This is a genomic window from Paenibacillus sp. FSL R7-0297 (genome assembly GCF_038009025.1).
In the GTDB taxonomy this organism is placed as follows: Bacteria; Bacillota; Bacilli; order Paenibacillales; family Paenibacillaceae; genus Paenibacillus_AQ.
In genome coordinates this window covers 561,718-588,680 of the sequence record NZ_JBBPAQ010000001.1, presented here as the reverse complement: position 1 = coordinate 588,680, position 26,963 = coordinate 561,718, and the positions used below count along the sequence as shown (strand labels likewise).

Here is a 26,963-nt window from a genome sequence, read left to right as displayed (position 1 = left end):
GAATCATGGAAAAGAGTGCAGAACCGGTGCAGCAGCAGGCTACGCTGCAGATTACCGGGATGACCTGCTCCGCTTGTGCGGCGCGGATCGAGAAGGGATTGTCCCGCATGGAGGGGGTATCCCGGGCGAATGTCAATCTGGCGCTGGAGCAGGCAACGGTGGGATTTGATCCTAAGGTCGCAGGCGTGCCGCAGATTGAGGAGAAGATCCGTTCGCTTGGCTATGATACGCTGAAGGAATCGGCGGATTTCGATATTACGGGCATGACCTGTGCGGCATGCTCGGCCAGAATTGAGAAGGTGCTGGGACGGATGCCCGGGATTGCCGCAGTGAATGTGAATCTGGCGCTGGAGACAGCACATGTGGAATATTCGCCGGGGAATATCAGTACAGCTGAGATTATGGACAAGGTGAGCAGCATCGGCTACAAGGCAGCGCTGAAGCAGGACCGCAAGGATATCGCCAGCCAGCGCGGAGAAGAAATCACGCACAAACGGAACAAGTGGATAATCTCTGCTATATTGTCACTGCCGCTGCTCTGGGCCATGGCGGGCCATTTCTCTTTCACTTCCTGGATCTGGACACCGGAGCTGCTGATGAATCCCTGGTTCCAGCTCGTGCTGGCGACTCCCGTGCAGTTCCTGATCGGCTGGCAGTTCTATGTCAGTGCCTACAAAGCGCTGAAGAACGGCAGTGCCAATATGGATGTGCTGGTGGTGCTGGGCACTTCGGCAGCCTATTTCTACAGCTTGTATCTGACGATTGATTCTCTGAAGATGAGCGGGATGAACCATACCGTGGATATGTATTACGAGACGAGCGCAATTCTGATTACGCTGATTCTTGTAGGCAAATGGTTCGAGGCATTGGCCAAGGGGCGTTCTTCAGACGCGATACGCAGCCTGATGGGGCTGCAGGCCAAGACCGCGCTGGTGCTGCGTGACGGGGTTGAGTTGAGCATTCCTGTGGAGGATGTCGTTATCGGAGATCTCGTGCTGGTGAAGCCGGGAACCAAGGTGCCTGTAGACGGTGAAGTGGTCGAGGGGCTGTCCTCCGTCGATGAATCCATGCTGACTGGCGAGAGTATGCCGGTGGAGAAGAAGCCGGGTGACTCGGTTATAGGAGCCACTCTGAACAAAAACGGCATGCTGCGGATCAAAGCCCGCAAGGTCGGCCGGGATACGGCGCTGGCGCAGATTATTCGAGTGGTAGAAGAGGCGCAGGGCTCGAAGGCACCGATTCAGCGGATCGCCGATGTGATTTCCGGGATCTTTGTACCGATTGTCGTCGGGATTGCTGCTGTAACCTTTGTAATCTGGTATATCTGGGGCGCACCCGGGCAGTTCGCCGATGCGCTGGAGAAAGCCATCGCGGTGCTCGTGATCGCCTGCCCGTGTGCACTGGGACTGGCGACACCGACTTCCATAATGGCGGGGTCCGGCCGGGCAGCCGAGTTCGGCATCCTGTTCAAGGGCGGGGAGCATCTGGAAGCTGCACAGGGCATTAAGGTTGTTGTAGTGGATAAGACCGGAACCGTGACCAACGGCAAGCCGGTGCTGACCGACATTGTAACCAGTACCGGCATTGTTGCACAGGGCAAGGTGCTTGCCGAGAACCGGCTGCTGTCGATTACAGCGGCAGCGGAGAAGCTCTCAGAGCATCCGCTGGCGGATGCCATTGTAGCGGGCGCGCAGAGCAGAAGCATTGAGCTTCCGCCTGCCGGGCAGTTCGAGGCTGTGCCGGGCCGCGGCGTATCTGCCGTAGTGGCCGGCCAGAAGGTAAGCGTGGGCACACGGCGGATGATGGAGGAGAGCGGCCTTGATATCGGGCCGTGGACAGCAATCATGACCCGGCTTGAGCATGAAGGCAAAACAGCGATGCTGGTAGCTGTTGACGGGGAGATTGCCGGTGTCGTAGCGGTGGCGGATACAATTAAGGAAACCTCGCGCGCGGCGGTATCCAGACTGCACGAGATGGGCATCGAGGTTGTTATGATCACAGGGGATAACAAGATTACGGCCCAGGCCATTGCTGAGCAGGCCGGTATTCGCACGGTGCTGGCAGAGGTGCTGCCGGAGGGCAAGGCAGCTGAGATCCGCAGGCTGCAGAGCGGCGGAGTCAAGGTTGCCATGGTTGGCGACGGCATCAACGATGCGCCGGCACTGGCAACGGCAGACACCGGTATGGCCATCGGCACCGGCACGGATGTGGCGATGGAGGCGGCGGATATTACGCTCATGCGCGGCGATCTGATGAGCATTCCCGATGCCATTCTGATGAGCCGCAAGACGATGCGCAATATCAAGCAGAATTTGTTCTGGGCGCTTGCCTACAATACGATCGGCATACCGATTGCCGCCCTGGGCTTCCTGGCTCCGTGGCTGGCCGGTGCAGCAATGGCCTTCAGCTCTGTATCCGTTGTGCTGAACGCGCTGCGGCTGCAGCGGGTCAAGCTGTAATGTTCACTGCTTCTGCTGCAGACGGAGCGATCCGGACTTGAGTGCCGATAACCGGCTGAGCGCCGATAACCAAAGAACCGCCGGAGCATTATGCCGGCGGTTCTTTGTGTCGCCGCCGAAAGCGGAACAAGGGAGGAAATGAGGGGCATTAGTGCCCTTGATTCCGCCGCAAATGTGCCGAAGGAGGAAATGAGGGGCATTAGTGCCCTTAATTCCGCCGAAAATGTTCCAAAGGAGGAAATGAGGGGCATTAGTGCCCTTGATTCCACCGAAAATGTTCCAAAGGAGGAAATGAGGGGCATTAGTGCCCTTGATTCCACCAAAAATGTTCCAAAGGAGGAAATGAGGGGCATTAGTGCCCTTGATTCCGCCGCAAATGTTCCAAAGGAGGAAATGAGGGGCATTAGTGCCCTTGATTCTACCTAAAATGTGCCAAAGGAGGAAATGAGGGGCATTAGTGCCCTTAATTCCGCCGGAAATGTGCCAAAGGAGGAAATGAGGGGCATTAGCGGTGCGACCCCCTTATCCCGGAGTCCTCCGTATAAAATCGGTACTTGTCGTAGCCTTGCTCTTTATTTCGCTTTTTCTCTCGGCCAGAAGAAGCAGGACTGGTCTTCTAGGGTCAGCACCCACTCCGCAAAGGTAGCTGGCGGCATGTTGCGAAGACTCGTATGCATTCTGCGGTTATTGTAAAAGTCCATGTACCGGTCCACGGCTTCATAGGCCTCTTCGAACGTGTCGAAGGCCTCTTTGCGGAACAAATCCCGATCGATATTGCTGTGGAACGATTCAATAAAAGCATTTAAATCCGGCGTTCGAGGCGGAATGCGTTCATGGGTCATCTCCCAGCTTTCACACATGTCGCCAAACAGATGGCTGATGAACTGGGGGCCGTTGTCGGTGCGGATCACCGGGCGCGCGCTGCCAGGGGCGCAGTGTTGCTCCATGGCGCGTCCCAGCGTCTGGCAGGCGTGCTTGGCCTCACACGACGATCCTCGGTGATACCCGACGATAACCCGGGTAAACACATCGATAATGCTCAGGACGAAGAAATGCCGGTCCCGGCCCGCCACATACCCGTATTTAATGTCCATCTGCCAGAGCTGGCCCGCTCCGGTAATGACTCGGTTCTCCGGCAGCTTCCGGGGATGCTTAAAGCGCTTCTGACGCTGGGGCTGCAGGATCTCCAGCGCCTGACACAGCCGGTAGCTTTTCTTGTGGTTGAGCCTCAGCCCGTGCTGGTTCCACAAGCACTTGGCCAGCAGTTTGTACCCGTACACGTGCTCTTCTCCAGCGACCAGTTCCAGGAGCATTTCCTGGATCTGCTCGTCGCTAATCTTCTCTCCCGACTCGGTCAGGGAGTAGCCGGGTAGGGGTCTTCCACGCCCCTGGGGGACGGCCTGCGCCTCCTGCTTCTTGCGTTTCTTACGGTCGTAGTACGTAGACTCTGCTAGCCCCACGAGACGGAGCACCAAGGCTGCGGTATTCCCCTGCTTAATGAACATATCGGCTACCTCGATTTTTTCGGATAAGCAGGGGTTGGCTTTTTTAGCAGTTCACGCAGAATCTCAATCTCTAACTCCTTTTCACCGAGCATCTTGACGGCCTTCTCATATTTCTGCTCGACGTCCAGCAGGCGCTTCCGTTCCTCCACCTGGTCCTGGGGATACGGATGATCTTGCTCCCCATGGGCTTCCCGGTAATCCCTCACCCACTGATTCACCGTTGATGGAGTCACCCCATACTTTCGGGCAACCACCGCCGCCTTAATGCCAGACAACACCTCTTGCGCTGCCTTCTCTCTTGTTCCTGTTAAGTGTCCCATTCCGTTCATCCTCCTCCTGTATCTAGTCTACATTTTTGTGGGGGAGGACTCCAACTTCTTTAGGGGGCTGTGGAGTTAGTGCCCTTGATTCTACCTAAAATGTGCCAAAGTAGGAAATGAGGGGCATTAGTGCCCTTGATTCCGCCGAAAATGTGCCAAGGGAGGAAATGAGGGGCATTAGTGCCCTTGATTCCGCCGAAAGTAAGCTTAAGGGTAATTGGACCCAATGTATGCGGAAAAGCGAATACAATATGCCTCTTCGAAGGTAACCGGGCCCAATGTATGCGAAAAATCGAACACAATCGAGCAATGTGCCTCCCCAGAAGTAGTCAGAATAGAGCAATGTGGAACAGCACACCACATGCTTACACAGACTCGCTCCGGCCGGCAACCTGCACGCCAGGCTTGCTCCGGCCCAGCCGGTTGGTGCCGATTACCCCAGCTATGATCAGAAGCGATCCGATCCAGTGGTACACTGTAATCTCTTCCCCCAGGAAGAACGCTCCGGCTGCAATGGAGACGATGGTGGAGAGATTGGTGAACACGCTCATGAGTGAAGCTTCGATTTTGGACAAGATATAAGTTGAAGTCAGGGTAGTCACCAGCGAGGCTATGACTCCCAGATATACAGCAGACAGGATAAAGGTGCCGCTCCCCAGCGGACTTAGGAATTCGTTGAAGGTTCCGTTGGCTGCATGTCCGGTGAGTGAAATGATCAGGAAGGTTGCGAAGCCGATCCCCATCATGAGGTAGCTGAGTTCAGCGGGGCTGAAGTGCCTGGAGAGTGACCGGGCCAGCACGCTGTATCCGGCAAACGCGAGACAAGTCAGGAACAACAGCGCAATCCCGGTCATATTGGACAGCTGAATACTGCTTCCCTTCATGACGAAGATAAACACAACGCCAAATACGGACAGGAAAACACATAGTTTTTGCAGCAGAGTGGTCTTCTCCTTCAAGAAAATAGAGGCGATGATCATCGTCACGACCGGAGTGAACGAATAGAGAATTCCACCCTCGGCAGAGGTGGCATGCTGAAGTCCGAATACCTGAAGGGTGAAGAATCCCAGCGGATACATCGCAGCCAGCAGCAGTGCCCGGCCAACCGGCTTGCCGTGGTAGGAGATTTTGACCCAGCCGAAGGCGACCGGGACCGACATCACAACAAACGAAGCGGCGAAACGGTAGGTTAGTGTATCGAGCGGTCCGGCATGGCCGAGAGCCACCTTGGTGAACAGGAATGAGAATCCGATAATGACCGCATTGAGTACGGCAAAGCTATAGGCCAGCTTGAGTCCTTGCTGCTGCATAGGTACATCTCCTTTGTGTGAGTAAGACTGGATGCTGTAAACATCGTAAGTGTTACTTTAAAATTAAAGGGAATTCCGCAGCAGAACAATACCGGCTTTCGGCCACTGTACCGGTACAGTGCATTGTTTCCTGTATAAGGAGTGAAGGATAATAGAGGTATCATGAATAGCAGGCTGTGGAATGAAGGCGATGGGAGGCGGGGCAGCGTGAAAAAGTATCATTCGGTTGTATCGGAGATAGAGAAGCGGATGAAGGAAGGACAGTACCGTCCTGGGGAAAAGCTGCCTTCCGTGCGCAGTGCCGCAGCTTTCTACGGCTGCAGTGTCAGCACCATTCTGCGGGCCTACGGGGAGCTGGAGAGAACACATGCCATATATTCGATTCCGCAGAGCGGCTATTATATGGTGGAGAAGACGGAAGAACCCGGACCTGCCGGGGGCAGCGGAACAATCGACTTCGCTTCGGCATCGCCCGATCTGAACGTATTTCCGTATCTGGATTTCCAGCATTGCCTTAACAAGGCGATTGACCAGTACAAATATAACCTGTTTACTTACGGGGATGCGCAGGGACTGGATTCGCTGCGCCGCACGCTCGTGTCTCATCTAGCGGAGTATCAGGTTTTTGCCAAGGCAGAGCGGATTATCATTACTTCGGGAATCCAGCAGGCACTGGAGATTCTGGCCAGAATGCCGTTCCCCGGCGGCAGGATGGAGATCCTCGTTGAACAGCCGGGATATGATATTTATCTGCGGTATTTGGAGGCGGAGGGACTGCCTGTAAGCGGGATTGGCCGCTCCGCAGCCGGCATTAACCTGCGGGAGCTGGAGGAGCGGTTCGCAAGCGGCAGGTATAAATTATTCTATACCATGCCCAGGTATCATAATCCGCTCGGAACATCATACAGCACAGCGGAGCGGCAGGCGATTGCCAGACTGGCCGGCAAATACGATGTGTATATTGTTGAGGATGATTACATGGCAGATCTGGGTGCCGGACGGCAATTTGATCCTGTATACGCGTATGACCAGACTTCACATGTGATTTATTTGAAAAGCTTCTCCAAAATCATCTTCCCCGGCCTCAGGCTGGGGGCGGTTGTGCTGCCGGAGCCGCTTCTGGAGACGTTCCGCGCCTATAAAGGATACACGGATACCTCCCTGTTATCCCAGGCAGCACTTGAGGTATACATCAAGAACGGCATGTATGAGCACCACAGGCACAAAATAAAAGCGATGTACGCCAAAAGAATCCAGGCGGTGTATGAGGCGCTCCGGGAGCACAATACGGAAGGTCTGATTGAGGCCTCTGCGGACAGCTCCGGCATCTATATGCAATTCAAATTGCCGGTAACCGTGAATCTGGAACGGCTGGTCAAACGGCTGGGAGAGCGGAAGATCAGCGTCGTTCCCGGTAATGGATTCTATTTACCTTATTACCGGGACCGGGACAAGTTCATACGCATCAGTATTTCCCGCGCCGGGTTGGACCAGATTGATGAGGGAATCAAGGCCATAGTCCAGGAGGTGAAGCGGGGGAGCGGATGGTAGCGCGAAGGCCCTCATGTTGTCTGGATGCTAAATTGTGTTCATAATATTCCTATATAACTGTGAAGAGAGGCGGCCTACTATGAAATCTGTGAATGAAACTCTTGAGCTGTTGAACCGTCATACCTCCGTCCGCCAGTTTCAGGACAAGCCGGTCAGTGACGAGCTGCTCGCTGCCATTATCGGGGCGGGCCAGATGGCCTCGACCTCCAGCAATGTGCAGGCTTATAGCGTAATTGCCGTAACGGAGCCTGCACTTAAAGCGCAGCTGTCCGCCTTATCCGGCAATCAGGCGTATATCGAGCAGTGCCCGGTCTTCCTGGTCTGGTGCGCCGACCTGTACCGGCTGCGTGAGGCGGCGGCTCCCCATCTACAGGGGGCGCCATCCTATGAGGACAGTACCGAGAATCTGATCGTTGCCACCGTTGATGTTGCGCTCGCCGCGCAGAATGCTGCGGTTGCCGCAGAATCGCTCGGTCTGGGCATCGTGTATATCGGCGGCGTCCGTAATAATATTGCCGCGCTGTCGGAGCTGCTGGGCTTGCCGGAGCTGGTCTATCCGGTATTCGGCATGTGCCTAGGTTATCCCGCTGCTGTGAATGGAGTGCGGCCGCGTCTACCGCTGCAGGCTGTGCTGCATCATAATAGTTATGATGCCGAAGCCGCATTGCAGCAGGCCGGGGTGTATGACGGGATCTCACGCGATTATATGCGCGAGCGGACCGGCGGCCAGAGTGAGGCCTCGTGGTCGGAGATCATGGCGAAGCGCCAGGCCCAGCCGTCAAGAATGCATATGAAGGAATTCCTGCTGGGCAAAGGGTTCATGCAGAGATAACACGTTAAAGTGTGTAACTGAAGCTATATGGATAACAGCAAGAAGCCTTTCCCCTTAAAGAAAGGGCGAAGGCTTCTTGCTGTTTACAGGATTCAGCCCGCTCTAAGACGGATTGCCGTACCACTTATATGTCATCACTGACTTGGCGGGCACATTTATGATAAACGACTGGCTGCCCCATTGTATCTTGACGTTCTTGGCCGAGGTCTGCGGATTATAAGCGACAACTACCTTGGAGCCGTCAGGATTCTTGAACGCCACATTCTTCAGGTCATTGCTGGTATTGGTCTGGATGCGGTAAGCACCCGGAACGACAAATTTGCTGAAGTGGCCCAGCAGATAATATTGCTTGGTATAAGTGACATTGTTCTCCGGATTGCTGTTTGAATTGTCGGAGTTCTGAATGGTGACCATGCCCCGGTTGGTGTTGTAGGCGGACAGCAGAGCAGGACCGTCCTTCTGATCAAGTGCGGCGTTCCAGAGAATAACCGATTTGGACCAGTTACGTGTAATATTGATGAATTCAGTAATCATGTTGTCGAAGCCCTGGCTTGTGCCGTTCTGCGGATCATTCCAGGTGCCGAACCCGCCTTCTGTGAACCAGATGTCTTTATCGGGATGGGCAGTATGCATGGAGGTCATCTGCGAACCGTCGCCGCTGTCGTAGTGATGGAAGGCGCTGCCGGCGATATAGCTTGCTTTGCCGGAGTTTTTCAAGTTCTGAACGACCGTATTGGGGAAGCCCCAGTTCAGATAATTATGGTCAAAAGCAATGATCTTGGTATTGATCCCGGCATTCTGCAAGGTTGGGCCCAGATAGTCTCCGATGAAGCCGGTCTCATCCTGTTCGTTCATGCCCATCGAGGGGTAAGCCCCGGTTTCATACATAGGCTCGTTCTGTACGGTGACAGCATAAATGGGAATCCCCTGGGCCTGGTAGGCCTGAATGTATTTTTTGAAATAATCGGCGTAGGTCTGATAGTACTCAGCTTTGAGCTTGCCGCCGTTCAGGGTGCCGGAATACTTCATCCAGGCCGGGGCGCTCCACGGTGAAGCAAATACCTTGATGCCGGGATTCTTGGCAATTGCCGCTTTGACCATTGGAACGATATAAGGCAGATCACGGCTAATCGTGAACTGGCCGAGTGAGGTGTCCCCAGCCGTGTCATCATACGTGTAAGCCGACCAGGTGAAGTCGGAGCTGCCCATCGGCTGCCGCAGCACGCTTAAGCCAATCCCTGTGTTACCAAACAGCTTCTCCATCACCTCCGCACGCTTAGCAGCATTCAGTTTGTAATTGAGCAGCCAGGCGGAGGAGTCGGTCAGGGAAACGCCGAATCCGTCCATTTGCTGATAGGTGGCGCCTTCGTTAACGGTAATTGTATAATCGCTGCTTCCGGTGCCTGAACTGAAGCTCTTATCCCCGATGCGGGTCAAGCGGGCACCAGTGCTTAATCCGACAGCCGGCTCCGTATTCGGATCTGAGGTCGATATCCATACCTCTGCCGTTTCCCCTGCAGCCGAAACCGGTTGCGGCGCAATGCCTCCGCTGCCCGCTAGCAGCGTGGCGATCAGCGCTGCCAGTCCAATTCTTTTGAACATACCTTAAACTCCTCTCAATTATGCAGAATTGTAATCGCTTACTTTTATGGCAGAATTATCTTAATCCAATCGTCCATAAAAATCAATAATTTCCTCAAAAAGTTATTTATCCAGGTGACAGTTGTCACCTTGAACGAATGACAGTCCATACTGATGTTCATTTTCGGCCTACTGTACTATAGAAATATAGCCAGAGGGCATATGGATACGGAGGGATACAGAATGGATCATGTGATCGAAATGAAGAATGTCAGCAGAAGCTTCCAGGATAAAAAAGCGGTAGACAGCGTCAGCTTCACCATTAACAGAGGTTCTATTACAGCAGTGCTCGGGCCCAACGGAGCAGGCAAAACAACTACACTATCTATACTTCTAGGGCTGCTTGAGCCCGCGGAAGGAAGTGTGAAGGTATTCGGTCTTCCGCCCAAAGACGCCAGGGTCCGGGAGCGGACGGGAGCGATGCTGCAGGAGGTGAGTGTGATGGACCGGCTGAAGGTCCGGGAGATTCTGTCCCTGATCCGCAGCTATTATCCGCGGCCGATGGAGATGCAGGTGCTGCTTCAGGCCACGGGGCTTGCCCCGGCCGATCTGAACCGCTACGCCGAGAAGCTCTCCGGCGGGCAGAAGCGCAGTCTCAGCTTCGCGCTGGCGCTGGCGGGTAACCCTGATCTGCTGTTTTTTGACGAACCGACGGTAGGGCTCGATACTACCGCGCGGCGCCATTTCTGGGAGAAGGTCCGGGGACTGGCTGAGCAAGGCAAGACGATTCTGTTCACCACCCACTATCTGCAGGAGGCGGAGGACACCGCAGACCGGATTCTGCTGTTCAGCCGCGGCGCCCTTGTGGCAGACGGCAGCCCGGAGGAGATTAAGGCCAGGATCGTGAGTAAGTCAGTATCCTTCCTGCCGCTCAGCGATCCGGCGGTGCTGCGCGGACAGCTGCTGGAGCTGCCTGAGGTTGAAGCCTGCTACGAGAAGAACGGACGGCTGCATGTAACGACGGAGAATACGGATGAGGCGCTGCGGGCTATTTTTACAGGCGGACTGGCGGTGAAGGATGTTGTGATTGATCAAGGGAAGCTGGATGAAGCGTTCGAGCAGTTGACTATGAGCCAGGAGGCGGCGGTATGCTGATGAAACAAATGATGGCCCAGTGCAAAGCGGAGCTGCTGCGGATTATCCGCAATCCCTATTACGTGTTCTGGTCGCTGCTAATGCCGATTATGTTCTATTTCATCTTCACAAGAGTGGTCAATACAGGGACAGACGATACGCAGGAGTGGCAGGCGCATTACCTGATGTCGATGGCCGCCTTCAGCGTGATGGGCTCGGCGATCATGACCCTCGGCATCCGGCTGGTGCAGGAGCGGACCCAGGGCTGGAATACGTTCATCCGCATTACCCCGCTGCCGGGTACTGTTTATTTTCTGGGTAAAATGTTTGGCCAGATGGTGATGCATCTGTTCTCGGTGCTGTGTATTTTCGCTGCGGGATATCTGATCAACGGGGTGTCGCTGACTGCAGGACAATGGCTGCTTAGCGGCCTGTGGCTGCTCGCAGGCTCGCTGCCTTTTCTGGCGCTGGGGACAATTATTGGCTCAATGAAGCGGGTGGATACGGCGAGCGGGGTGAGCAATGTGCTCTATATGGCGCTGGCGGTGGCCGGAGGGATGTGGATGCCTCTGGATATTATGCCGGATGCAATGCAGCGGATCGGCCGCTGGCTGCCTTCCTATAATTACGGAGACGGTGCCTGGGAGATTGTGGGCGGAGGGGTTCCGCAGTGGAATTCCGTGCTGCTATTGCTCGGATACCTGGCAGTTTTTATGCTATTATCGGTCTATATCCGAAAAAAACAGGAAGCGGTGTAATGTACAATGGCTCTTAAGCAGTTTCGGTTATTTCCGCGCAGGTTTGGTTACTACCCTTTTATCTGGCTGATCTATCTGGTATTCCCGATCTTAAATCTTCAGGGCTATAGCGGATACAAATTACTGGGGGGATATGCGCTGGTGGTGATTTTCACGGTCACCTACCGTCAACTCTACTGGACAGAGGGCAAGACCTACTCGGCCTGGCTGGGACTGCAAATGCTGCTGATCGCAGTGTTATGTATAGTGTACAGCCCTTTCAATTTCTATATGGGCTTCTTCACAAGCAATTTTGTCGGCTGGTATACCGATCTGCGCAGGTTCAAACGGGCCTTTGCTGTGTTCACGATGATGGTTGTCGGTCTGGCACTGCTGTCTTTTAGCAAGTTGTACGGTACAGAATGGCTATTCCTGTTTCCCTTTGTCATGATGATGCTGATTACTCCTTTTGGCATCCGCTCCATGAACCGCCGGCGGATGCTGGAGAAGGAGCTGGACCAGGCGAATGAGGTCATCAGGGAGATGGTCAAACGCGAGGAGCGGATGCGTATCGCCCGTGATCTGCACGACACGATGGGGCATACGTTGTCGCTGATTACGCTGAAAAGCCAGCTGGTCGAGAAGCTGGCCGTCAAGAATCCCGAACGGGCGCAGGCGGAAGCGCGGGAGATCCAGCGCACTTCACGTGCTGCGCTGCGGCAGGTGCGGGAGCTGGTCTCGGAGATGCGCGCGGTCTCTGTGGCCGAAGAACTGGCGGAGGCCGGGGAGATGCTGCGCAGCGCGGAGATTGGGCTTGAAGTGGACGGAGATGCAGCGCTCCCGGGCGTATCAGACCTGACGCAGAATATTCTCAGCCTCTGCATCAAGGAAGCCGTCACCAATATTGTGAAGCATAGCGGTGCAGACCTGTGCCGGATTGGCATTGAGATGACGGCTGGAGAGGTACGGATTACGGTGGAGGATAACGGAGTTGGAGTCGGGCTGCAGGACGGGCGAGCTGAGGGAGCAGCGCACCGCCGGGACGGCAACGGAATGAAAGGGATGGCCGAGCGGTTGGCCCTGATTGACGGTTCTCTGACCTTGGGCCCGGGAACGGGCAGTGGCATAGGAACAGGAACAGGAACATTGTTAGCTGTGGTGACGCCAAGAATAGTTAAGGATAGAAAGGACGGGGAAACGGCATGATCAGCATCGTAATTGCCGAGGATCAGCGGCTACTGCGCGGAGCGATGGCTTCACTGCTCGATTTGGAGGATGATATCGAGGTTGCCGGGGAAGCCGGAGACGGGGCAGAGGCACTGGCCCTGATTGAACGCCTTCAGCCGGATGTATGTCTGATGGATATTGAGATGCCGCTGATGAGCGGTCTGGAGGTTGCGGAGATCCTGAAATCGCGGGGCTGTGCCACCAAAATCATCATCCTGACGACCTTCGCCCGCCCCGGTTATTTCGAGCGGGGCGTGAAGGCCGGGATTCAGGGCTACCTGCTGAAGGATGAGCCGGTGGACAAGCTGGCGGAGGCAATCCGCCGGGTGATGGGCGGGCACCGGGAGGTGTCCCCCGAGCTGGTCTTCGGCAGCCTGCGGGAAGAGAACCCGCTGTCGGACCGGGAGCGGGAGATTCTGAAGCTGGCCGGCGCGGGCCGGAGTGCCGGGGAGATCGCCTCGGCGCTGCATCTATCCTACGGTACCGTCCGCAATTACATCTCGGAGATTCTCGGCAAGCTGGAAGTGAAGAGCCGGATTGAGGCGGTGCGGTTGGCTGAGGAGAAGGGCTGGATGTAGGGCGGGTACTTGATGAATTGAGCTTCTTAAGCTCACATGGAATAGGCATTATGTTGTACGAAGTGCAATTCTGTTCACCGTTAATAGGGTGTTTGAGAGAATTGTTGTACGGAATACAGCAATTCTCCCGCTATGCCGCTTGGAAGAAGGAGAAATGCTGCCTTTTGTACAACAATCTTGAATCAGGGGCCGGGATAAGGAGGGGAATGTTGTATTTAGTGCAGGATTTCTCCGGAATTCCGGAAAATGCGCCCCCCACCGCAAACGGCAGGTTCATTGGAAATGTGAATAGCTAGGTTCAGCATACATGGGCCGAATAGCGGCGACTCCGTCAAAGGCTCTTGGCCTGCTCCTCGCGCATCCACACCGAGAGCTGGCGCTTGAGCTGCAGGAACTCCGGTGCATCGGTGATTTCATCGCGGCGCGGACGCGGGAACGGCACATCGACGGTGTGCAGGACAGAGCCGGGACGTCCGGAGAAGACATAGATGCGGCTGGAGAGCAGCAGCGCTTCTTCGATGTTGTGGGTGATGAACAGCACGGAGCGGCGGTTCTCCTCCCACAGCTCCAGCAGCCAGCGCTGCATCTGCTCGCGCGTCAGCGCATCGAGTGCACTGAACGGCTCGTCCAGCAGCATCAGCTCCTGCGGAGCGAGCATGGCCCGCAGGAAGGCGGCCCGTTGCTGCATGCCGCCGGACAGCATATGCGGATAAGCGCGCTCGAATCCGCCCAGGCCGACCTTGGCCAGCCAGTGGCGCGCGGCTTCGCGGGCCTGCGGCTGAGGCGCGCCCTGCAGCTCGGCGCCGAGCAGGACGTTGTCCTCTATGCTCCGCCACGGGAACAGCGCGGGCTGCTGCGGCATATAGCTGATCTTGCCGCGCTGCCCGGTAACCGGGACGCCGTCCATGCTGACGGTTCCGGCATCCGGCAGCGTCAGGCCGCCGATAATATGGAACAGGGTGCTTTTGCCGCAGCCGGAAGGGCCGACAATGGAGACGAATTCCTGCGGCTCGACGGTCAGCGACACCTCATCCAGCACATGCGTCTCCCGGCGGCGGTGCGTGAACGACTTGGAGACGCTGCTGACTTCAAGCGCAGGCGGTGCGCTTTTGGCCTCGTCAAGGCTGCTGCCGGGGACGTCCTTCTTGAGCTGTACGGTATTCGTGAGTGGAGACACTTCGGTCAGCTCCTTCTGTATAGAAATCTTTGTACTTAAGCTTTGTCTCTAACGTTCTCAGTATAGCGGTGCGTTGTTACCCTATGCGCGTTAAGCTTCCTTGCGCGGCTTCCAGCGCACGAGCCACCGCTCCAGCAGGGCAATCAGCGCGAACAGCACCAGACTCAGCAGCACAATAATGACAATGGCCACGAACATCCGGTCCGTGCGGTAAGAGGCCTTTTGCAGCAGCATATAATAGCCGATCCCTTTGTCCGCGCCGATCCACTCGGCAACCACTGCGCCCATGACGGCATAGGTCGCGGAGATTTTGAGCCCTGAGAACAGGGAGGGCAGGGAGCCGGGAAGCTCCAGCTTGGTGAAGATCTGCCAGTTGCTTGCGCCGGCCATTTTCATATAGTTCAACATTACCCGGTCGCTTTGCGCCAGCCCGCCCATGGCCGCTACAGCAACCGGGAAGAAGCAGACGAGGGTGATCAGGACGATTTTGGGCAGCAGGCCGAAGCCGAACCAGATAATCAGCAGCGGTCCAAGGGCAATGGAGGGCACATTCTGGCTGAGGATCAGCAGCGGATAGAGTGCTCTTTTGAGCCAGGGCAGCAGATGGAGCAGCAGGGCGACAATGAGGCCGATGCCGGTGCCGACCGGGAAGCCGATCAGGGTCAGGCGCAGCGTTGCGGCCGTATGCGCCCAGATCCCGGAGGCGTTGCCGCGTGATTCACGCGCGATATCGGACGGGCTCGGCAGCTGCCAGGCCGGGATATGGAACACCGATACCGCAATTTGCCATGCGCCCAGAAAAAAGATGACCGCCACAAGGGGCGGCCAGATTTGTCTCCAGGTGCTTCTCACGGCCGGTATTTCTCCGTCAGCTTGTCCATGCTAATACCGCTGGGATTATGGGCGATCTTGATCTGGGAGATCACGCTCGGGCTGCCGGAGGCAATCAGTGCCTCATGCATCTGACGTACAACTTCCAGCAGCTCCTTGAGCTCGCCTTCCATGGTAGTATCAAGCGGATTCACCTGGTGCTTGACCCCCGACTTCTGAATTACCTCAATCGCAGTGTCCACGTAAGGGATCGAATCCTCATTGTTTGGAGTCTTGGGAATTACCTGAATGCTAAGCAGTGTATTAGCCATTTATTATTCATTCCTCTCATGTAAGTTAGGGTCAGTATTATTCCACCCGGTGTTTACTGGCCTTCCGGCAAAAATTCATTCGTAAATGTACTTGCGGCATCCAGCGGTTTGTCCAGCAGCTTCAGGCCGTACATCCACTCTGCGTAATTCTGCCAGATTTCAAGCTTCTGCTCCCCCCAGCGGGCGGCATCGTCCTTGTATTTCGGGCTGAGCCATTTCTGGCTGGCCAGCACCAGCTCGGGATCAAGATCAGGCACTGCATCGGACAGGACTGTGGCCGCCTCTTCCGGATGATCGATCGCGTATTGATATCCTTTCGACGTAGCTTTGAGGAAAGCCTTCACCACTTCCGGATGCTCGGCAATTTCCTTCTCACTGGTGGTCAGCACCGGTGTGTAGTAATCCAGCTGCGGCGCATAATCCTTCAGGTACAGCATATCCAGCGGCTCGCCGCGCAGTTCGGCTTCGATCCCGGTCCAGGCGTAGAAGATCCAGGCAAAGTCGATATCGCGTTTCACCGCAGTGAAGAAGTCGGCTTCACCAATGTTTACCAGCTTCACTTTTTTGACATCTCCGCCTTCCGGATCCATGATCGCTTTCATGGCCGCTTCTTCCGCAGGAGAGCCCCAGCCTCCGTAGGTTTTGCCTTCGAAGTCTTTCGGCGTCTTAATATTGCGGTCCTTCGGAGCGGCAAAGCCGGAGGTATTATGCTGAATGATAGCGGCGATGGATACGAGCGGCACATCCTGCAGGCGGGCCAGGGTGAGCGCCTCCTGTGCACTGATGCCAAACTGGGCTTCACCGGAAGTAACCATCGTGTCAGACCCGGCAGCGCCAGGCTGCACAATCTCTACATCCAGACCTTCCTCAGCGTAATACCCCAGCTCCTTGGCGGCATACAGGCCGGTGTGATTCGTGTTCGGCGTCCAGTCCAGCGCAATCTTAACCGGGGTAAGCTCTATAGGCGCGTCGGTGGTACTGGCGGCTGCGGTTGCTTCAGGTGTAGCGGTGCTGCTCCCGGCGGCAGGTGTGCTGCCTCCGGCATTTCCTGCGTTACTGTTTCCGCCCCCGCATCCGGCTATCGCAATAACCAGCATAGAGCTGAGCAGCAGCGGTAATACTTTTTTGACTCCCATTTCTCTTCTCTCTCCTTCCAGCAATCCCTGGTCTTCCAAAATTCAGAGTAACCCATACCAAAAAGCGCCCCGGAGACCGGGACGCCAGTTACTTGCGCAAGGTGAGCTCAACTTCAGGCCTATGAAGGGGCTCGGGGTTGAATGAAGATTCCTACGCTGGCATTATCCAGATCAGGTATAAGGGTCAGTATCTTGTGGGATACAATCTCAGCCGGCCAATTCCAGCACCCCTGGTTCTATGAAGTTCACGGGTATTGCTATGTTCTTACGGTGTATTATAGACGCCAGCTTCCTGGTTGTCCAGCCTCCCCCTCAATCCCTATCATAGAACCGCTTCTTACGGCGGCTGCGTATTCCGTTCCACACCTCTCTCAGCGTCAGGCCCAGACTGACTGCGATCCCGGAGAAGGTGAGGAACAGCGCCAGGTACTCAAACGCAGAGTACTCCAGCATTTTGCTCCAATCGATCGGTGCCTTCAAGTCCTCAATGACCTGATTCATCCCGTAAATCCCGCTTATTACCGTAAATACAGTCAGGACCATCAGCAGCGTATCCCGGCGTTTGGCCTGGAATTTATCCTGATACTGGAACAGGTCATTCAAGGTCATCTTCACTTCATCGAACAGGGCGTCGTTGCCGTAAACCTTGCGCAGCTGGAAGAAGATCTCCCGTCCCTGCGACTGCGAAATCAGCTCCAGAAAGTAGAACTTGGCCGAGAACTTATTAATCAGGAAGATCAGATTCTCGATCTCGTCATAATCGTGGTTGATGCGCAGCCGGGAATGCAGATTGGCCAGCTTCAGCAGCACGATTTTATGAAAAACACTCAGCAGAAGCCCATAATAATACTCCCCGTACATCTGGTTAATCAACGGGGTGGCGATGTCAGATTCGGCCCGGCTCAGGCAGCAGAAGGTCTGCTCATTGGTCATATAATAGGTGTCCGGCCCCCAGCGGCTGTAGCAATGTTCAGAGGTGTACTGCTCGATATATTCGGGATCGCTGGCACTGGTATAAGGCTTGCCCTCCATACTCAGCCCATCCAGCTGGGAGGCACGGTAGCGCAGCAGGGTACTGATCTCCTCCGATTCTTCTTCGCGGTTGAAGCCGTAGAAAGCCTGCACCAGCATCCGTTCGTCCACGAAAAAAGGCAAGGTCTCGAAATACGCGCCATCGATCTCCGCAGGGTCGAGAAACGGCTCCAGCCCGGCAATCAGATTCTTGAATACGAAATCCTCCACCTGGCCGAAAGACTTCTTATGACAATGGATAAAGGACTGCTTATCCTGGTAGGATACGTCCTCCAGTGTACGGAAGCGGTCGGCGAATTCCAGCGCAGTGCTGAAGGAGAGATGCTCTTCTTCAATAGCCGTTCTTATGGTCAGGAAGCCCAAATCAAACGGACAGAGGAACACATCCGTGGACAGCACGCGGAAATTTACGGATTGAAACGGCATTTCAAGCTGGCACTGCAGATTGTTCACCCGGGAAAAGCGGCGGAAGGAATCAGCATCCTTCTCACGCGGAAAGAGGACATGAGCGGCGAACGGCAGGTAGCTGCGCTCCATTCTCTCATGGGAGACGCAGTAGCCCTCCCCGTAATAGGCATGCTCAAGATCCTTGTTATCGAGAAAAAAACGCGTAAACCCGTCCTGCTGCAGACGCTGGGCCAGTTCTTGGTCCTGTCCGGCCTTGAGGGAGAAGGGGAAAATGAATTGCAGCAATGCAGTATGCAGCAGCGGTTCAGGTCTGTCGGAGTGCAGCTCAGCCATATAGGGATTCCGTCCTTATTCACAGGATATTGATCTCTTGCTATATTACCCGATTTTCCAGGCAGCCACGCTAAGCAGGAATAATACGGCGGCAAAAGCGGCCAGAAGCCCTGAGGTCTGGGCCACCTGCATATGGTCCATGGACCAGCCGGTCAGCAGCGGCAGCACCGCGCCGCCGATTCCGCCCGAGGCGATCATGATGCTTGGCGTGGATTCCTCCGCACCGGGCAGCAGCTTGCTTGCGAAGACTAGGGCGATGGAGAAGATGCCGGACATGAACAGCCCGAGCAGCAGAATGACGGCGAATGCGGCAATCCGGTGCTCGGCGAACGGGAAAATAACCAGCAGCAGCAAAGCGGCGAAGCAGCTGAGGAGCACGTAGATGCGGTAGGAAATCCGCTCGGCAACCACACCGGCGAACAGTCTGCCCGCCGACATAGCCAGCCAGAAGAAGGTAACCGTCAGCGCTGCCGCAGCTTCGCTCATGCCCAGCTTGGCGATGAAGATCGCCGGCATGAAATTGACCAGACTCATCTCGGTACCTACATAGAGAAAGAAGAAGACGATGAACAGTCCAAGGAGTACCCACTGTTTGCCCTTGTACGGCAGGCGTCCGGATTTACCGGCAACGGATACTGTTCCGGGTGCTGTTGCGTCTGCGAAGGCAGCGGCAGCGGCAGTGCGTAAAGGCCGCTCATCCAGCACACCCTGGAGCGGACCGAAGCTGCTCTTCGCCCAGAAGAGCAGTGAAACCAGAGAAAAGGCGGCAACGATCAGGAAAGCCAGCCTCCAGCTGCCGGCGGCAATCAGCGGACTTGCGGCCAGCGGCATGAGCAGTGCGCCTACACCGAACAGCACCTCCAGCCTGCTCATAGCAATTGCTGTTCCTTCGGTGATTGCTGCGATAATAATCGTGCCGATGACGGCTTCGATCATGCCGAAGCCGAAGCCTGCGGCTACCGCAATCACGTACATCCAGCCCCAGGGCGGGAGGAAGGCATAGGCCGTTTCGGCGCAGAGCAGCATTCCGGTGGCGATCAGGATGCCGCCGCGTTTGCCGAAGCGGCGGTTCAGCAGCGGCGAGACCAGCACACCGGCGAGGAAGCCGCCGAACTGGCTGAAGATTAGCTCGCCTCCCGCACTGTAGCTGCGGTCATAATGCTGAAGCAGCACAGGCAGAATAGAGCCCAGTACCACATGGGCAAGCCCGATGACGAAATAGGAGAGACAGCCGATCCAGATTAATTTTTTCAAGGGGAGAGACTCCTTCTGGGTGAATTTATGAACATAATCCGGATTCATTATGAACCGAACGGGTACACTATAATAAGCACAGTTTTTATAATAAATCCAAACTGCGGATGTGAATATATAAACTTATGTTCACATGAATTCGAAAGGAGCTTTCTCGTCAATGGATAACAAAGAGCTGGAGAAAACGATCATACAGGCGCTGGATGACAACAAGTTCGGGTCCTTCGGCACGATAGAAGCCGGCAACAAACCTAAGGTGCGTTATATGGCGGTATTTCATGACGGATTGAACATTTATCTGGCTACGAACCGCAAGACCCATAAGGTAGAGGAGCTTAAGGATAATCCGAATGCTTGCCTGCTGCTGGGTTACGAGCAGGGTGGCGGCAAGGATGTGCTGGAGATTGAAGCCACAGTAGCTGTCACCAAAGATGAGGGTTTGCGTTCGAAAGTATGGAACACATCCTTGGAGCAATGGTTCAAGGGACCGGATGATCCCGACTATGTAATCCTGGAGCTATCTCCGACACGGATTGAATATATGGGTAAAAATAAGGAACACGGTGTATGGCAGGGAGCAACTGCGGTATCCAAGTAAGTAAGCAACGGTACTGAAAGGACCCGGTCCATTATAATAATAGAGGCAATGTTTATGATCAGGCCTTTCCTGAGCCGTAGGGTTCGGGAAAGGCCTCGCCGTGTTGTGCAAATATAAGAAGTTACAGGTTTCACACGATAACTTATCCTTCTATTTCTCGCTGAAACGGATACCGTCCTTTAAAAAGGACGGTATCCGTTTCCACTTGTGCATCTCGCAAATAATAGATGGGACATGGGAAACCATGCTATACTTGCCTCAGTATTTTGACATCCTGAGGCGGAGGCGATTGCTATGAATTGTGTTGACTGCGCTGACATAGACCCGATTGAAGATGAAGGGGAGCTGAAGCTGCGCCCCTATTCTGTTCCGCTTGCCGCTGCGGTAAGGAATGCAGGATATGAAGTATTCGGGACAAGCAGGACCTGTATCATCCCCTACCGCTCCAAAGAAGATTTGCTGGATCTGTTAGGACGGCTGGAGGTATTCGAGGAGCAGCAGCAGATCTCCTTGTCTTTGTGTATTAAGGGCAGAGGAGCCCGCATTTCTCTGGAGCGCTGGCTGACTCTCGATCAGCTGAAGGTCCGCTTTTCCAGCGAGAATCTGGTTTCGATTATTATGAGCCATGATTTCTGCAGCCACATGCAGCCGATTGTGAATTTCTCCGAAGAGATTATTGGCTTTGAACTGCTGCTGCGGCCGCTGCCGCAAGGGAATCATTTTCAGCCGTATGAGCTGTTTGAGATTGCCCGGCGCACAGGATTCCATTCCTTTCTTGACCGCGCCGCCAGGATCTCAGCCATTGAGACGAGTGCAAGAATGCTGCCGAAGGGCATCAAGCGGTTCATTAACTTCCTGCCCTCCTCTATTTATAATCCTAAGTACTGTCTCACGCATACCTTTGAGACGATTCAGCGGCTGGATCAGAATCCCGAGGATTATGTATTTGAAGTGGTGGAAACGGAAAAAATAAACGATATGTCGCATCTCCGCGCCATTTTTGCCGAATACCGCCAGCAGGGGATGCTGGTTGCGCTGGATGATGTCGGTGCGGGGTATTCGACGGTAGAATTGATGTCCAGCCTGCAGCCGGATTATGTCAAAATCGACCGTGATTTGATCAGCTTCTGCGATCAGAATAAGGGCAAGCAGACCATTCTGCGGGATATTATCTCCCGGGCCAGGGATTTCGGTGCAAAGGTGCTCGCCGAGGGAATCGAGCGCCGTGAGGAGTTTCTCTTCTGCCGTGACCTCGGCATGGATCTGGGGCAGGGGTATCTCTTCGGGAAGCCGGAAGAGAAGCCGCCGGCACATTTCGGATTCAGTGCCTGAATCAGCAAGATCCATTCTCCCCGGAGCGCAGCCCTGAACACTGCCTGTTTCCGGGGATTTGTTATGTTACTTGAAGGAGAGAGGGGAGAAATTCTGCGTGGGTGTTACAGTACTATATGTAGAAGATGACCGTGAGATAGGCAACGCAGTATCAGCGGATCTGCGGGAACGGGAGTATGCTGTCCGCTGGCTGGAGAGCGGAGAAGGCGCGCTGGAAGCGGCTGAGGGCTGCCAACTGGTGATACTGGATGTGATGCTTCCGGGACTTGACGGGTTCACCGTTGGTCAACGGCTGAAGCGGGCCTATCCGGAGCTGCCGATCCTGATGCTCTCGGCTCGCACCTCTATTGACGATAAGCTACAGGGACTGGATTTCGCCGATGATTATCTGACCAAGCCGTTTCATCCCGATGAGCTGGCGGCCAGAATGGAGGTCCTCTTAAGAAGAAGCGGCACTGCTGCACCTGCTCCCATAATGCTTAAGCATCTGGTGGTCAGGCCGGGCAGCAGTGTAGTTATGGAAGCTGCGAGCGGGCGGGAGATTATGCTTACCGGCAAGCAGTTCCAGATCTTCTCTTACCTGCTGCGGCATCTTGGGCAGGTTCTGACTAAGGAGCAGATTTATGAAGCCGTCTGGGGCGAAAGCTATATTGAAGGCGACAAGACACTTATGGTACATATCCGTTATCTGCGCGAGAAGCTGGAGCTTGATCCGGCTGCGCCGGAGATTATTGAGACGGTCAGGGGTATCGGTTACCGGGTGAGAGGATGAAGGGGTTAAGGCGGTTCCAATCTCTGCGCCGTTCCCTGCTCTTCCGTTATCTGCTTATTATTCTGGCTGCGCTGTTGTTCATTCCTGTTATTGTTCCAATCACTATCACACTGTATAGCATCTTCGGTGGATTCACCCGTGAAGACACTCCTAAGGAGTATGCCCTGTATTCCAGTGTTGGCGAGCTGGAACTCATGTGGCATGACGAAGCGCGTAAGCTGCTCGGCCAGCCGCCGGAGGGTATCACTCAGCGGCTCCGGTCATTGAGCGAAACCTATCATCTGGCCAGAATATTCTGGGTAGATAACGAGGGTAGAACACAACTGATCACGGAGCCCTCAGGTCCCCCGCTGCTGCAGGGCGGATACTCCGTCAAGAAAGTACCCTCCTATTGGACAGCCGTAGAGGCGGTGTCCTTCATGAAGGACAGCACGGCGCTTAAACCGCTGGCGATTGTTGCTTTTGTAGGGGATCAGGCTGAAGCCGGAGAAGGCTTCATGGTCATGCAGATTCCCGAAGAAATCAAGAATGCAAAATATGCCGCAGGCCTGGACAAATGGTATTCGATTGCAATACTGGGGTTCTTAATAGCCTTCGTGGTTAGCTCTTGGCTCTTCTTCATTATGATCCGCAGAAGGCTGCTGCGGCTACAGACCGCCATGGTTTTTACCGGGCGTGAAGGCCTGCCCCAGTTGGTTCCTCCGGGCAAGCCTGATGAAATCGGGCGGCTTGAGGAGGCATTCAATACGATGGTGACAGAGCTTGCCGCCAGCCGCTCCAGAGAGACAGAAGAAGAGGGCCTGCGCAAGCGCCTGGTTGCCAACCTGTCACATGATCTGCGGACTCCGCTGACCGTGATCCGCAGCCATCTGCATGTGCTGGGCAAGGAGGATTTATCGGCGCGCGGCCAGGAATCCCTTGAGCTGATGGATCAGCGGATTGAGAGTCTCGGAGGGCTGATTGACAATCTGCTGGCCTATAATCTGCTGAACAGCGGGCGGATGACGCTCAAGCTGGAGCGGAAGGATGTGCTGAGACTGCTGCGGGAGACCGCTGCGGCCTGGTATCCGCTATGGGAGAAAGAGGGGTATCAGATTGAGATTGATCTGGAAGCAGCGCCGCTCTACTGGAATGTTGATGTCAGCTGGTTCCGCAGGGTGCTTGACAATTTGTTTCAGAATATTCTGCGTCATGCGCGCAGCGGTCTGTATGTAGGGATATTTACAGAGATCCGCGGCGGTAACCGTGTCCTTGTAATCTCGGACCATGGCGGCGGCCTGGACGGGAGTACCGATTCCAAAGGGGCGGGCCTTGGCCTGTCCATTGTTGATCTGCTGCTGAAGCGGATGGAGCTGGAATGGAGTATGGAGAGTACGGGGCAGGGCACCGAGATTACAATCTGGAAGCGGCTGCCGGACCGGATAATTTTAAACAAAATTTAAACTTGCTGCTTCCGCGCTTTTAACCTTGGGACGTTATGCTGAATACCGAGGTGAAGAGAATGAAGGATACAGTAATAGAAACAAGAGATCTGCTTAAGGAATACCGTGGCCGTGCGGCCGTGAAGGAGCTGAATCTGAATATCAGACAAGGGGAAATCTATGGATTCCTCGGTCCGAACGGCGCCGGCAAAACAACAACGATCCGTATGCTGCTGGGTCTGATTAAGCCGACCTCCGGCAGTATCGAAATTTTTGGCCGGGAGCTGCGCCGTAACAAACTGCAAATCCTGCGCAAAGTAGGCTCTCTGGTGGAGTCCCCTTCCTATTACGGGCATCTGAGTGCCCTGGATAACCTGGAGGCAATCCGCCGGATTCTGGATGTGCCGAAGGCGCGCATTGCCGAGGTGCTGGATATTGTCTCGCTTACCGGGGAAGAGAAACGGCCGGTCAAAGGTTACTCGCTGGGTATGAAGCAGCGTCTCGGGATTGCCGCTGCCCTGCTTGGCAGCCCGGAGCTGCTGATTCTGGATGAGCCGACTAACGGATTGGACCCGTCAGGGATTCAGGAAATCCGCTCCCTGATTAAGCGGATGCCGGAGGAACAGGGGATCACGGTCCTGGTATCCAGCCATCTGCTTAGCGAAATCGAGCAGATGGCCGGAACCGTTGGTATTATCCGTGAGGGGCAGATGGTCTATCAGGATACGATTGCCCATCTGCAGGAGCAGGCGGCAGGCAATCTAAGCCTGGCGGTATCGGAGCCGGAAGCTGCGCTGGTGACTGCACTGCGGCGCGGGTGCGGCGGTGAGCTGCAGGAAGGAAGGCTGATCCTGCCCCGGATGAGTGATGCCAGAGTATCGCTACTGGTCAAAGAGCTGGTCGAGGATGGCCATGCGGTCTACAGAGTGGAAGAGCACAGACAATCGCTGGAGGAATTCTTCCTGCAGGTGGTTGGGGGAGGGCAATCATGATGTGGCGTGCGTTGTCAGCGGACTGGCTCAAAATCCGCGGCAAAGGCTTATGGTTCCTGGTGTTCCTCGGACCGGTCGGCCTGATTGCCATGCAGGGATTGAATTTCGGGCTCCGCTATGATTATCTGCGGGAACAATACCAGGCGGATTTGTGGGGAGGCCTGCTTCGCAATGTGTCCGATTTCGTGCCCGTAGCCCTGTATCTCGGCGGGACACTGGTCTGCTCGCTGATTGCAAATATCGAGCATCAGACGAGTTCGTGGAAGCAACTGCTGGCGTTGCCTGTCTCGCGCACGGCTGTGTTCATGTCCAAGCTGCTGATCTGCCTGATGCTACTTGTGGTGTCATGTCTCCTGCTGTCGGCAGGAACTGTCTTCCTGGGTCTGCTGCTCGGATTCGGTACACAGCCCATTCCTTATGCCGATGTCCTGCGGATAGGATTTGCTTCTTACGCAGCGGCTCTGCCTGTCATTGTGCTGCAGCTGTGGCTGTCCTTGTCCAGCCGTAACCAGACGCTTCCCGTATCTCTGGGTATGACATTGTCACTGCTCAGCCTGTTCTCGTTATTCCTCTCCGAGTGGATTCCTCTCTCCTGGCCTACCCTGGCCTGGAGTGCCCAGCGCCCCTGGTTGTTCAGCGGAGCGGGTCTGCTCCTTGGAGTCATAGTGCTGCTGCCGGGAGCCCTGCATTTCGCCCGAAAGGATGTGGCCTGAAGATGAGACCATTCTTGCGAATTATGTCTGCGGAGCGGCTGAAGATGTCGGGGTCCTGGGTCTGGCTGCTGGTGCTGATCAGCCCGCTGATCGCCTTGGCCGTAGGGGCTGTCGCAGACCGGCAACCGGACGGGGTATTCACCTGGCAGGTGTTGCTCAGTGCCATGTCGGTTATTCACGCCATGTTATTCCTTCCGGTGCTCTCGGGCATCTTCGCGGCTCTGATCTGCCGGGGTGAGCATAGTGACGGCGGCTGGAAGCTGCTGCTTGCCTTGCCGGTTAGACGGACCTCGGTATACCTGGCCAAATATACAATGGTTATGGCGCTCCTGGCTGCTGTGCAGCTGTTGTTTCTTGCAGCTCTGCTAGGGATGGGATTGTACCGCGGTGCAGAAGGAGCGATTCCCTGGGAGCTGCTGCTGACCAGCCTGTTAGGCGGCTGGTTCGCCTGCCTGCCGTTGGCTGCGCTGCAGCTGGCCGTATCCCAGGGCTGGAGCAGCTTTGGCGCTCCTCTTGCGCTAAATGTATGCTTCACCATCCCCAATATCCTGATCGCGAACTCAGCAACATACGGGCCGTATTATCCATGGGTGCAGCCAATGCTTGCCATGTCGCCATTCGGGGAGGACCGGTTCGGCGCGTTCAACCTGCCAGTGGAGAGTCTTATGATTGTAGTGTCCGGCAGCCTGGCGTTATTCCTGGGAGCGGGGTTGTTCTTCTTTTGGCGTAAAGCGGTATAAAGGCTGGGTTATTGCGGAGTAGGATATAAAATTTGTGTGTGTGTGTATGTGTATGTGTATGTGTGAGTGTGAGTATACGTGTGTATAAGGCAGTCTGATGCACTTGGCTATGCTCCTGATTATGCTGATATTCCTAATTATAGTTTGCTTCGCTAATACCAGTTATGTGCTGTCTCTCCAGTTCTACATTTCTCTCCATGGACATTGACCGTAGTTTTTTCTATAATTAATCGTAGAAGTAACTATTAACGGCCGGTGAAGCCGGATAAGTATATGGAGGAGGGCGAGAGCATGGAGCCAGCGGCACTTGATGAATGCGACAACACATGCAATGGTTCCGAGCTGGAACCGGAATCTATGGCATTGATCCTGCCTGACCGCGGGACTACAGACAAGATGGCGGAGATGTTCAAGGCACTCGGCGATCCGACAAGAGTACGGCTCATTTACGCCTTATCCCAACAAGAGTTATGTGTGCATGACTTGTCGTCGATCCTGGATATGGGACAGTCCGCTGTTTCCCACCAGCTCCGTTACTTGCGCAATCTGCGGATTGTGAAACGCCGCAAGGAAGGCAAGACTGTATTTTACTCGCTGAATGATGCACATGTGGAGCAGATCTTCCTGCAGACCCATGAGCATATCCGGCATGAATAGATAGCCCTGAACACGAACAAGG

26 protein-coding genes and 1 riboswitch are annotated in these 26,963 nt (G+C 55.0%); of the genes, 16 read left to right on the top strand and 10 right to left on the bottom strand.

Features of this window, described 5'->3' with window-relative positions:
* Window positions 1-5: 5 nt before the first annotated feature.
* The gene (locus MKZ24_RS02495; protein WP_042232024.1) at window positions 6-2,459 is read left to right on the top strand and encodes a heavy metal translocating P-type ATPase; all 2,454 of its coding nucleotides are present in this window, start codon (window positions 6-8) and stop codon (window positions 2,457-2,459) included.
* Between the two features lie 138 nt (window positions 2,460-2,597).
* Entirely contained in the window at window positions 2,598-2,885 is a 288-nt protein-coding gene (locus MKZ24_RS02490) for a hypothetical protein (protein ID WP_340781202.1), read from the top strand.
* A 146-nt stretch (window positions 2,886-3,031) separates the two neighbouring features.
* Here MKZ24_RS02490 and MKZ24_RS02485 read toward each other — a convergent pair whose 3' ends face one another.
* From MKZ24_RS02485 to MKZ24_RS02475, 3 genes are all read right to left on the bottom strand, one after another.
* Entirely contained in the window at window positions 3,032-3,964 is a 933-nt protein-coding gene (locus tag MKZ24_RS02485) for an IS3 family transposase (protein ID WP_081956614.1), read from the bottom strand.
* Window positions 3,965-3,969: 5 nt separating this feature from the next.
* Complete coding sequence (locus tag MKZ24_RS02480; RefSeq protein WP_052415919.1) at window positions 3,970-4,284, bottom strand: helix-turn-helix domain-containing protein; 315 nt, start codon at window positions 4,282-4,284, stop codon at window positions 3,970-3,972.
* Between the two features lie 365 nt (window positions 4,285-4,649).
* The gene (locus MKZ24_RS02475; protein WP_340781200.1) at window positions 4,650-5,594 is read right to left on the bottom strand and encodes a DMT family transporter; all 945 of its coding nucleotides are present in this window, start codon (window positions 5,592-5,594) and stop codon (window positions 4,650-4,652) included.
* A 207-nt stretch (window positions 5,595-5,801) separates the two neighbouring features.
* Between MKZ24_RS02475 and MKZ24_RS02470 the strand changes: the two genes are divergently transcribed.
* Window positions 5,802-7,145: an aminotransferase-like domain-containing protein gene (locus MKZ24_RS02470; RefSeq protein ID WP_340781199.1), complete on the top strand. Its 1,344-nt coding sequence runs from the start codon at window positions 5,802-5,804 to the stop codon at window positions 7,143-7,145.
* A gap of 88 nt (window positions 7,146-7,233) precedes the next feature.
* Window positions 7,234-7,977, top strand: a complete 744-nt coding sequence (nfsA, locus tag MKZ24_RS02465; RefSeq protein ID WP_042241382.1) for an oxygen-insensitive NADPH nitroreductase — start codon at window positions 7,234-7,236, stop codon at window positions 7,975-7,977.
* Between the two features lie 102 nt (window positions 7,978-8,079).
* On the opposite strand, the gene MKZ24_RS02460 is transcribed toward nfsA, so the two are convergent.
* A complete protein-coding gene (locus MKZ24_RS02460; RefSeq protein ID WP_340781198.1) occupies window positions 8,080-9,579 on the bottom strand; it encodes a glycoside hydrolase family 30 protein in 1,500 nt (499 codons plus the stop codon).
* A 222-nt stretch (window positions 9,580-9,801) separates the two neighbouring features.
* On the opposite strand from MKZ24_RS02460, the gene MKZ24_RS02455 reads away from it, so the two are divergent.
* From MKZ24_RS02455 to MKZ24_RS02440, 4 genes are read left to right on the top strand one after another with little or no spacing between them, the layout of a single operon-like run.
* Window positions 9,802-10,713: an ABC transporter ATP-binding protein gene (locus MKZ24_RS02455; RefSeq protein ID WP_340781197.1), complete on the top strand. Its 912-nt coding sequence runs from the start codon at window positions 9,802-9,804 to the stop codon at window positions 10,711-10,713.
* Entirely contained in the window at window positions 10,713-11,450 is a 738-nt protein-coding gene (locus MKZ24_RS02450) for an ABC transporter permease (RefSeq protein ID WP_340790029.1), read from the top strand. Before MKZ24_RS02455 ends, MKZ24_RS02450 begins: the two co-directional genes overlap by 1 nt.
* 6 nt (window positions 11,451-11,456) lie before the next feature.
* The gene (locus MKZ24_RS02445) at window positions 11,457-12,635 is read left to right on the top strand and encodes a sensor histidine kinase (protein ID WP_340781196.1); all 1,179 of its coding nucleotides are present in this window, start codon (window positions 11,457-11,459) and stop codon (window positions 12,633-12,635) included.
* On the top strand, window positions 12,632-13,234 hold the full coding sequence (locus MKZ24_RS02440; RefSeq protein WP_042232040.1) for a response regulator transcription factor: 603 nt from the start codon (window positions 12,632-12,634) through the stop codon (window positions 13,232-13,234). Before MKZ24_RS02445 ends, MKZ24_RS02440 begins: the two co-directional genes overlap by 4 nt.
* Before the next feature lie 331 nt (window positions 13,235-13,565).
* Here MKZ24_RS02440 and MKZ24_RS02435 read toward each other — a convergent pair whose 3' ends face one another.
* From MKZ24_RS02435 to MKZ24_RS02410, 6 genes are all read right to left on the bottom strand, one after another.
* Complete coding sequence (locus tag MKZ24_RS02435; protein ID WP_340781195.1) at window positions 13,566-14,411, bottom strand: ABC transporter ATP-binding protein; 846 nt, start codon at window positions 14,409-14,411, stop codon at window positions 13,566-13,568.
* Between the two features lie 90 nt (window positions 14,412-14,501).
* On the bottom strand, window positions 14,502-15,263 hold the full coding sequence (locus tag MKZ24_RS02430) for an ABC transporter permease (RefSeq protein ID WP_042232045.1): 762 nt from the start codon (window positions 15,261-15,263) through the stop codon (window positions 14,502-14,504).
* A complete protein-coding gene (locus MKZ24_RS02425) occupies window positions 15,260-15,553 on the bottom strand; it encodes a thiamine-binding protein (RefSeq protein WP_340781193.1) in 294 nt (97 codons plus the stop codon). Before MKZ24_RS02425 ends, MKZ24_RS02430 begins: the two co-directional genes overlap by 4 nt.
* 53 nt (window positions 15,554-15,606) lie before the next feature.
* Window positions 15,607-16,689 carry an ABC transporter substrate-binding protein gene (locus MKZ24_RS02420; RefSeq protein ID WP_340781192.1) on the bottom strand — a complete coding sequence of 361 codons (1,083 nt, stop codon included), beginning with the start codon at window positions 16,687-16,689 and terminating at the stop codon, window positions 15,607-15,609.
* A gap of 131 nt (window positions 16,690-16,820) precedes the next feature.
* Window positions 16,821-16,931: riboswitch (TPP riboswitch) on the bottom strand.
* A 70-nt stretch (window positions 16,932-17,001) separates the two neighbouring features.
* Complete coding sequence (locus tag MKZ24_RS02415) at window positions 17,002-18,462, bottom strand: hypothetical protein (RefSeq protein ID WP_042232051.1); 1,461 nt, start codon at window positions 18,460-18,462, stop codon at window positions 17,002-17,004.
* 45 nt (window positions 18,463-18,507) lie between these two features.
* On the bottom strand, window positions 18,508-19,716 hold the full coding sequence (locus MKZ24_RS02410; RefSeq protein WP_340781191.1) for an MFS transporter: 1,209 nt from the start codon (window positions 19,714-19,716) through the stop codon (window positions 18,508-18,510).
* Window positions 19,717-19,876: 160 nt separating this feature from the next.
* Between MKZ24_RS02410 and MKZ24_RS02405 the strand changes: the two genes are divergently transcribed.
* From MKZ24_RS02405 to MKZ24_RS02370, 8 genes are all read left to right on the top strand, one after another.
* On the top strand, window positions 19,877-20,314 hold the full coding sequence (locus MKZ24_RS02405; RefSeq protein ID WP_042232054.1) for a pyridoxamine 5'-phosphate oxidase family protein: 438 nt from the start codon (window positions 19,877-19,879) through the stop codon (window positions 20,312-20,314).
* A 294-nt stretch (window positions 20,315-20,608) separates the two neighbouring features.
* Entirely contained in the window at window positions 20,609-21,646 is a 1,038-nt protein-coding gene (locus tag MKZ24_RS02400) for an EAL domain-containing protein (protein WP_042232056.1), read from the top strand.
* A gap of 97 nt (window positions 21,647-21,743) precedes the next feature.
* Window positions 21,744-22,418, top strand: a complete 675-nt coding sequence (locus MKZ24_RS02395) for a response regulator transcription factor (protein ID WP_042232058.1) — start codon at window positions 21,744-21,746, stop codon at window positions 22,416-22,418.
* On the top strand, window positions 22,415-23,860 hold the full coding sequence (locus MKZ24_RS02390; RefSeq protein WP_340781188.1) for a sensor histidine kinase: 1,446 nt from the start codon (window positions 22,415-22,417) through the stop codon (window positions 23,858-23,860). The genes MKZ24_RS02395 and MKZ24_RS02390 overlap by 4 nt, the downstream gene beginning before the upstream one ends.
* 59 nt (window positions 23,861-23,919) lie before the next feature.
* Window positions 23,920-24,831 (top strand): ABC transporter ATP-binding protein, encoded by a 912-nt coding sequence (locus MKZ24_RS02385; RefSeq protein ID WP_042232062.1) that lies wholly within the window; start codon window positions 23,920-23,922, stop codon window positions 24,829-24,831.
* Window positions 24,828-25,544: an ABC transporter permease gene (locus tag MKZ24_RS02380; protein ID WP_042232063.1), complete on the top strand. Its 717-nt coding sequence runs from the start codon at window positions 24,828-24,830 to the stop codon at window positions 25,542-25,544. The genes MKZ24_RS02385 and MKZ24_RS02380 overlap by 4 nt, the downstream gene beginning before the upstream one ends.
* A gap of 2 nt (window positions 25,545-25,546) precedes the next feature.
* Complete coding sequence (locus tag MKZ24_RS02375; RefSeq protein WP_042232066.1) at window positions 25,547-26,284, top strand: ABC transporter permease; 738 nt, start codon at window positions 25,547-25,549, stop codon at window positions 26,282-26,284.
* A gap of 291 nt (window positions 26,285-26,575) precedes the next feature.
* A complete protein-coding gene (locus MKZ24_RS02370; RefSeq protein WP_042232068.1) occupies window positions 26,576-26,941 on the top strand; it encodes an ArsR/SmtB family transcription factor in 366 nt (121 codons plus the stop codon).
* Window positions 26,942-26,963 lie beyond the last annotated feature (22 nt).

Excerpts from the sequence above, each read along its gene's own strand:
- MKZ24_RS02495 (WP_042232024.1), top strand. The coding sequence starts at position 6 with ATGGAAAAGAGTGCAGAACCGGTGCAGCAGCAGGCTACGCTGCAGATT.
- MKZ24_RS02490 (WP_340781202.1), top strand. The coding sequence starts at position 2,598 with ATGAGGGGCATTAGTGCCCTTGATTCCGCCGCAAATGTGCCGAAGGAG.
- MKZ24_RS02485 (WP_081956614.1), bottom strand. The coding sequence starts at position 3,964 with ATGTTCATTAAGCAGGGGAATACCGCAGCCTTGGTGCTCCGTCTCGTG.
- MKZ24_RS02480 (WP_052415919.1), bottom strand. The coding sequence starts at position 4,284 with ATGGGACACTTAACAGGAACAAGAGAGAAGGCAGCGCAAGAGGTGTTG.
- MKZ24_RS02475 (WP_340781200.1), bottom strand. The coding sequence starts at position 5,594 with ATGCAGCAGCAAGGACTCAAGCTGGCCTATAGCTTTGCCGTACTCAAT.
- MKZ24_RS02460 (WP_340781198.1), bottom strand. The coding sequence starts at position 9,579 with ATGTTCAAAAGAATTGGACTGGCAGCGCTGATCGCCACGCTGCTAGCG.
- MKZ24_RS02455 (WP_340781197.1), top strand. The coding sequence starts at position 9,802 with ATGGATCATGTGATCGAAATGAAGAATGTCAGCAGAAGCTTCCAGGAT.
- MKZ24_RS02450 (WP_340790029.1), top strand. The coding sequence starts at position 10,713 with ATGAAACAAATGATGGCCCAGTGCAAAGCGGAGCTGCTGCGGATTATC.
- MKZ24_RS02445 (WP_340781196.1), top strand. The coding sequence starts at position 11,457 with ATGGCTCTTAAGCAGTTTCGGTTATTTCCGCGCAGGTTTGGTTACTAC.
- MKZ24_RS02440 (WP_042232040.1), top strand. The coding sequence starts at position 12,632 with ATGATCAGCATCGTAATTGCCGAGGATCAGCGGCTACTGCGCGGAGCG.
- MKZ24_RS02425 (WP_340781193.1), bottom strand. The coding sequence starts at position 15,553 with ATGGCTAATACACTGCTTAGCATTCAGGTAATTCCCAAGACTCCAAAC.
- MKZ24_RS02420 (WP_340781192.1), bottom strand. The coding sequence starts at position 16,689 with ATGGGAGTCAAAAAAGTATTACCGCTGCTGCTCAGCTCTATGCTGGTT.
- MKZ24_RS02415 (WP_042232051.1), bottom strand. The coding sequence starts at position 18,462 with ATGGCTGAGCTGCACTCCGACAGACCTGAACCGCTGCTGCATACTGCA.
- MKZ24_RS02405 (WP_042232054.1), top strand. The coding sequence starts at position 19,877 with ATGGATAACAAAGAGCTGGAGAAAACGATCATACAGGCGCTGGATGAC.
- MKZ24_RS02400 (WP_042232056.1), top strand. The coding sequence starts at position 20,609 with ATGAATTGTGTTGACTGCGCTGACATAGACCCGATTGAAGATGAAGGG.
- MKZ24_RS02390 (WP_340781188.1), top strand. The coding sequence starts at position 22,415 with ATGAAGGGGTTAAGGCGGTTCCAATCTCTGCGCCGTTCCCTGCTCTTC.
- MKZ24_RS02385 (WP_042232062.1), top strand. The coding sequence starts at position 23,920 with ATGAAGGATACAGTAATAGAAACAAGAGATCTGCTTAAGGAATACCGT.
- MKZ24_RS02380 (WP_042232063.1), top strand. The coding sequence starts at position 24,828 with ATGATGTGGCGTGCGTTGTCAGCGGACTGGCTCAAAATCCGCGGCAAA.
- MKZ24_RS02375 (WP_042232066.1), top strand. The coding sequence starts at position 25,547 with ATGAGACCATTCTTGCGAATTATGTCTGCGGAGCGGCTGAAGATGTCG.
- MKZ24_RS02370 (WP_042232068.1), top strand. The coding sequence starts at position 26,576 with ATGGAGCCAGCGGCACTTGATGAATGCGACAACACATGCAATGGTTCC.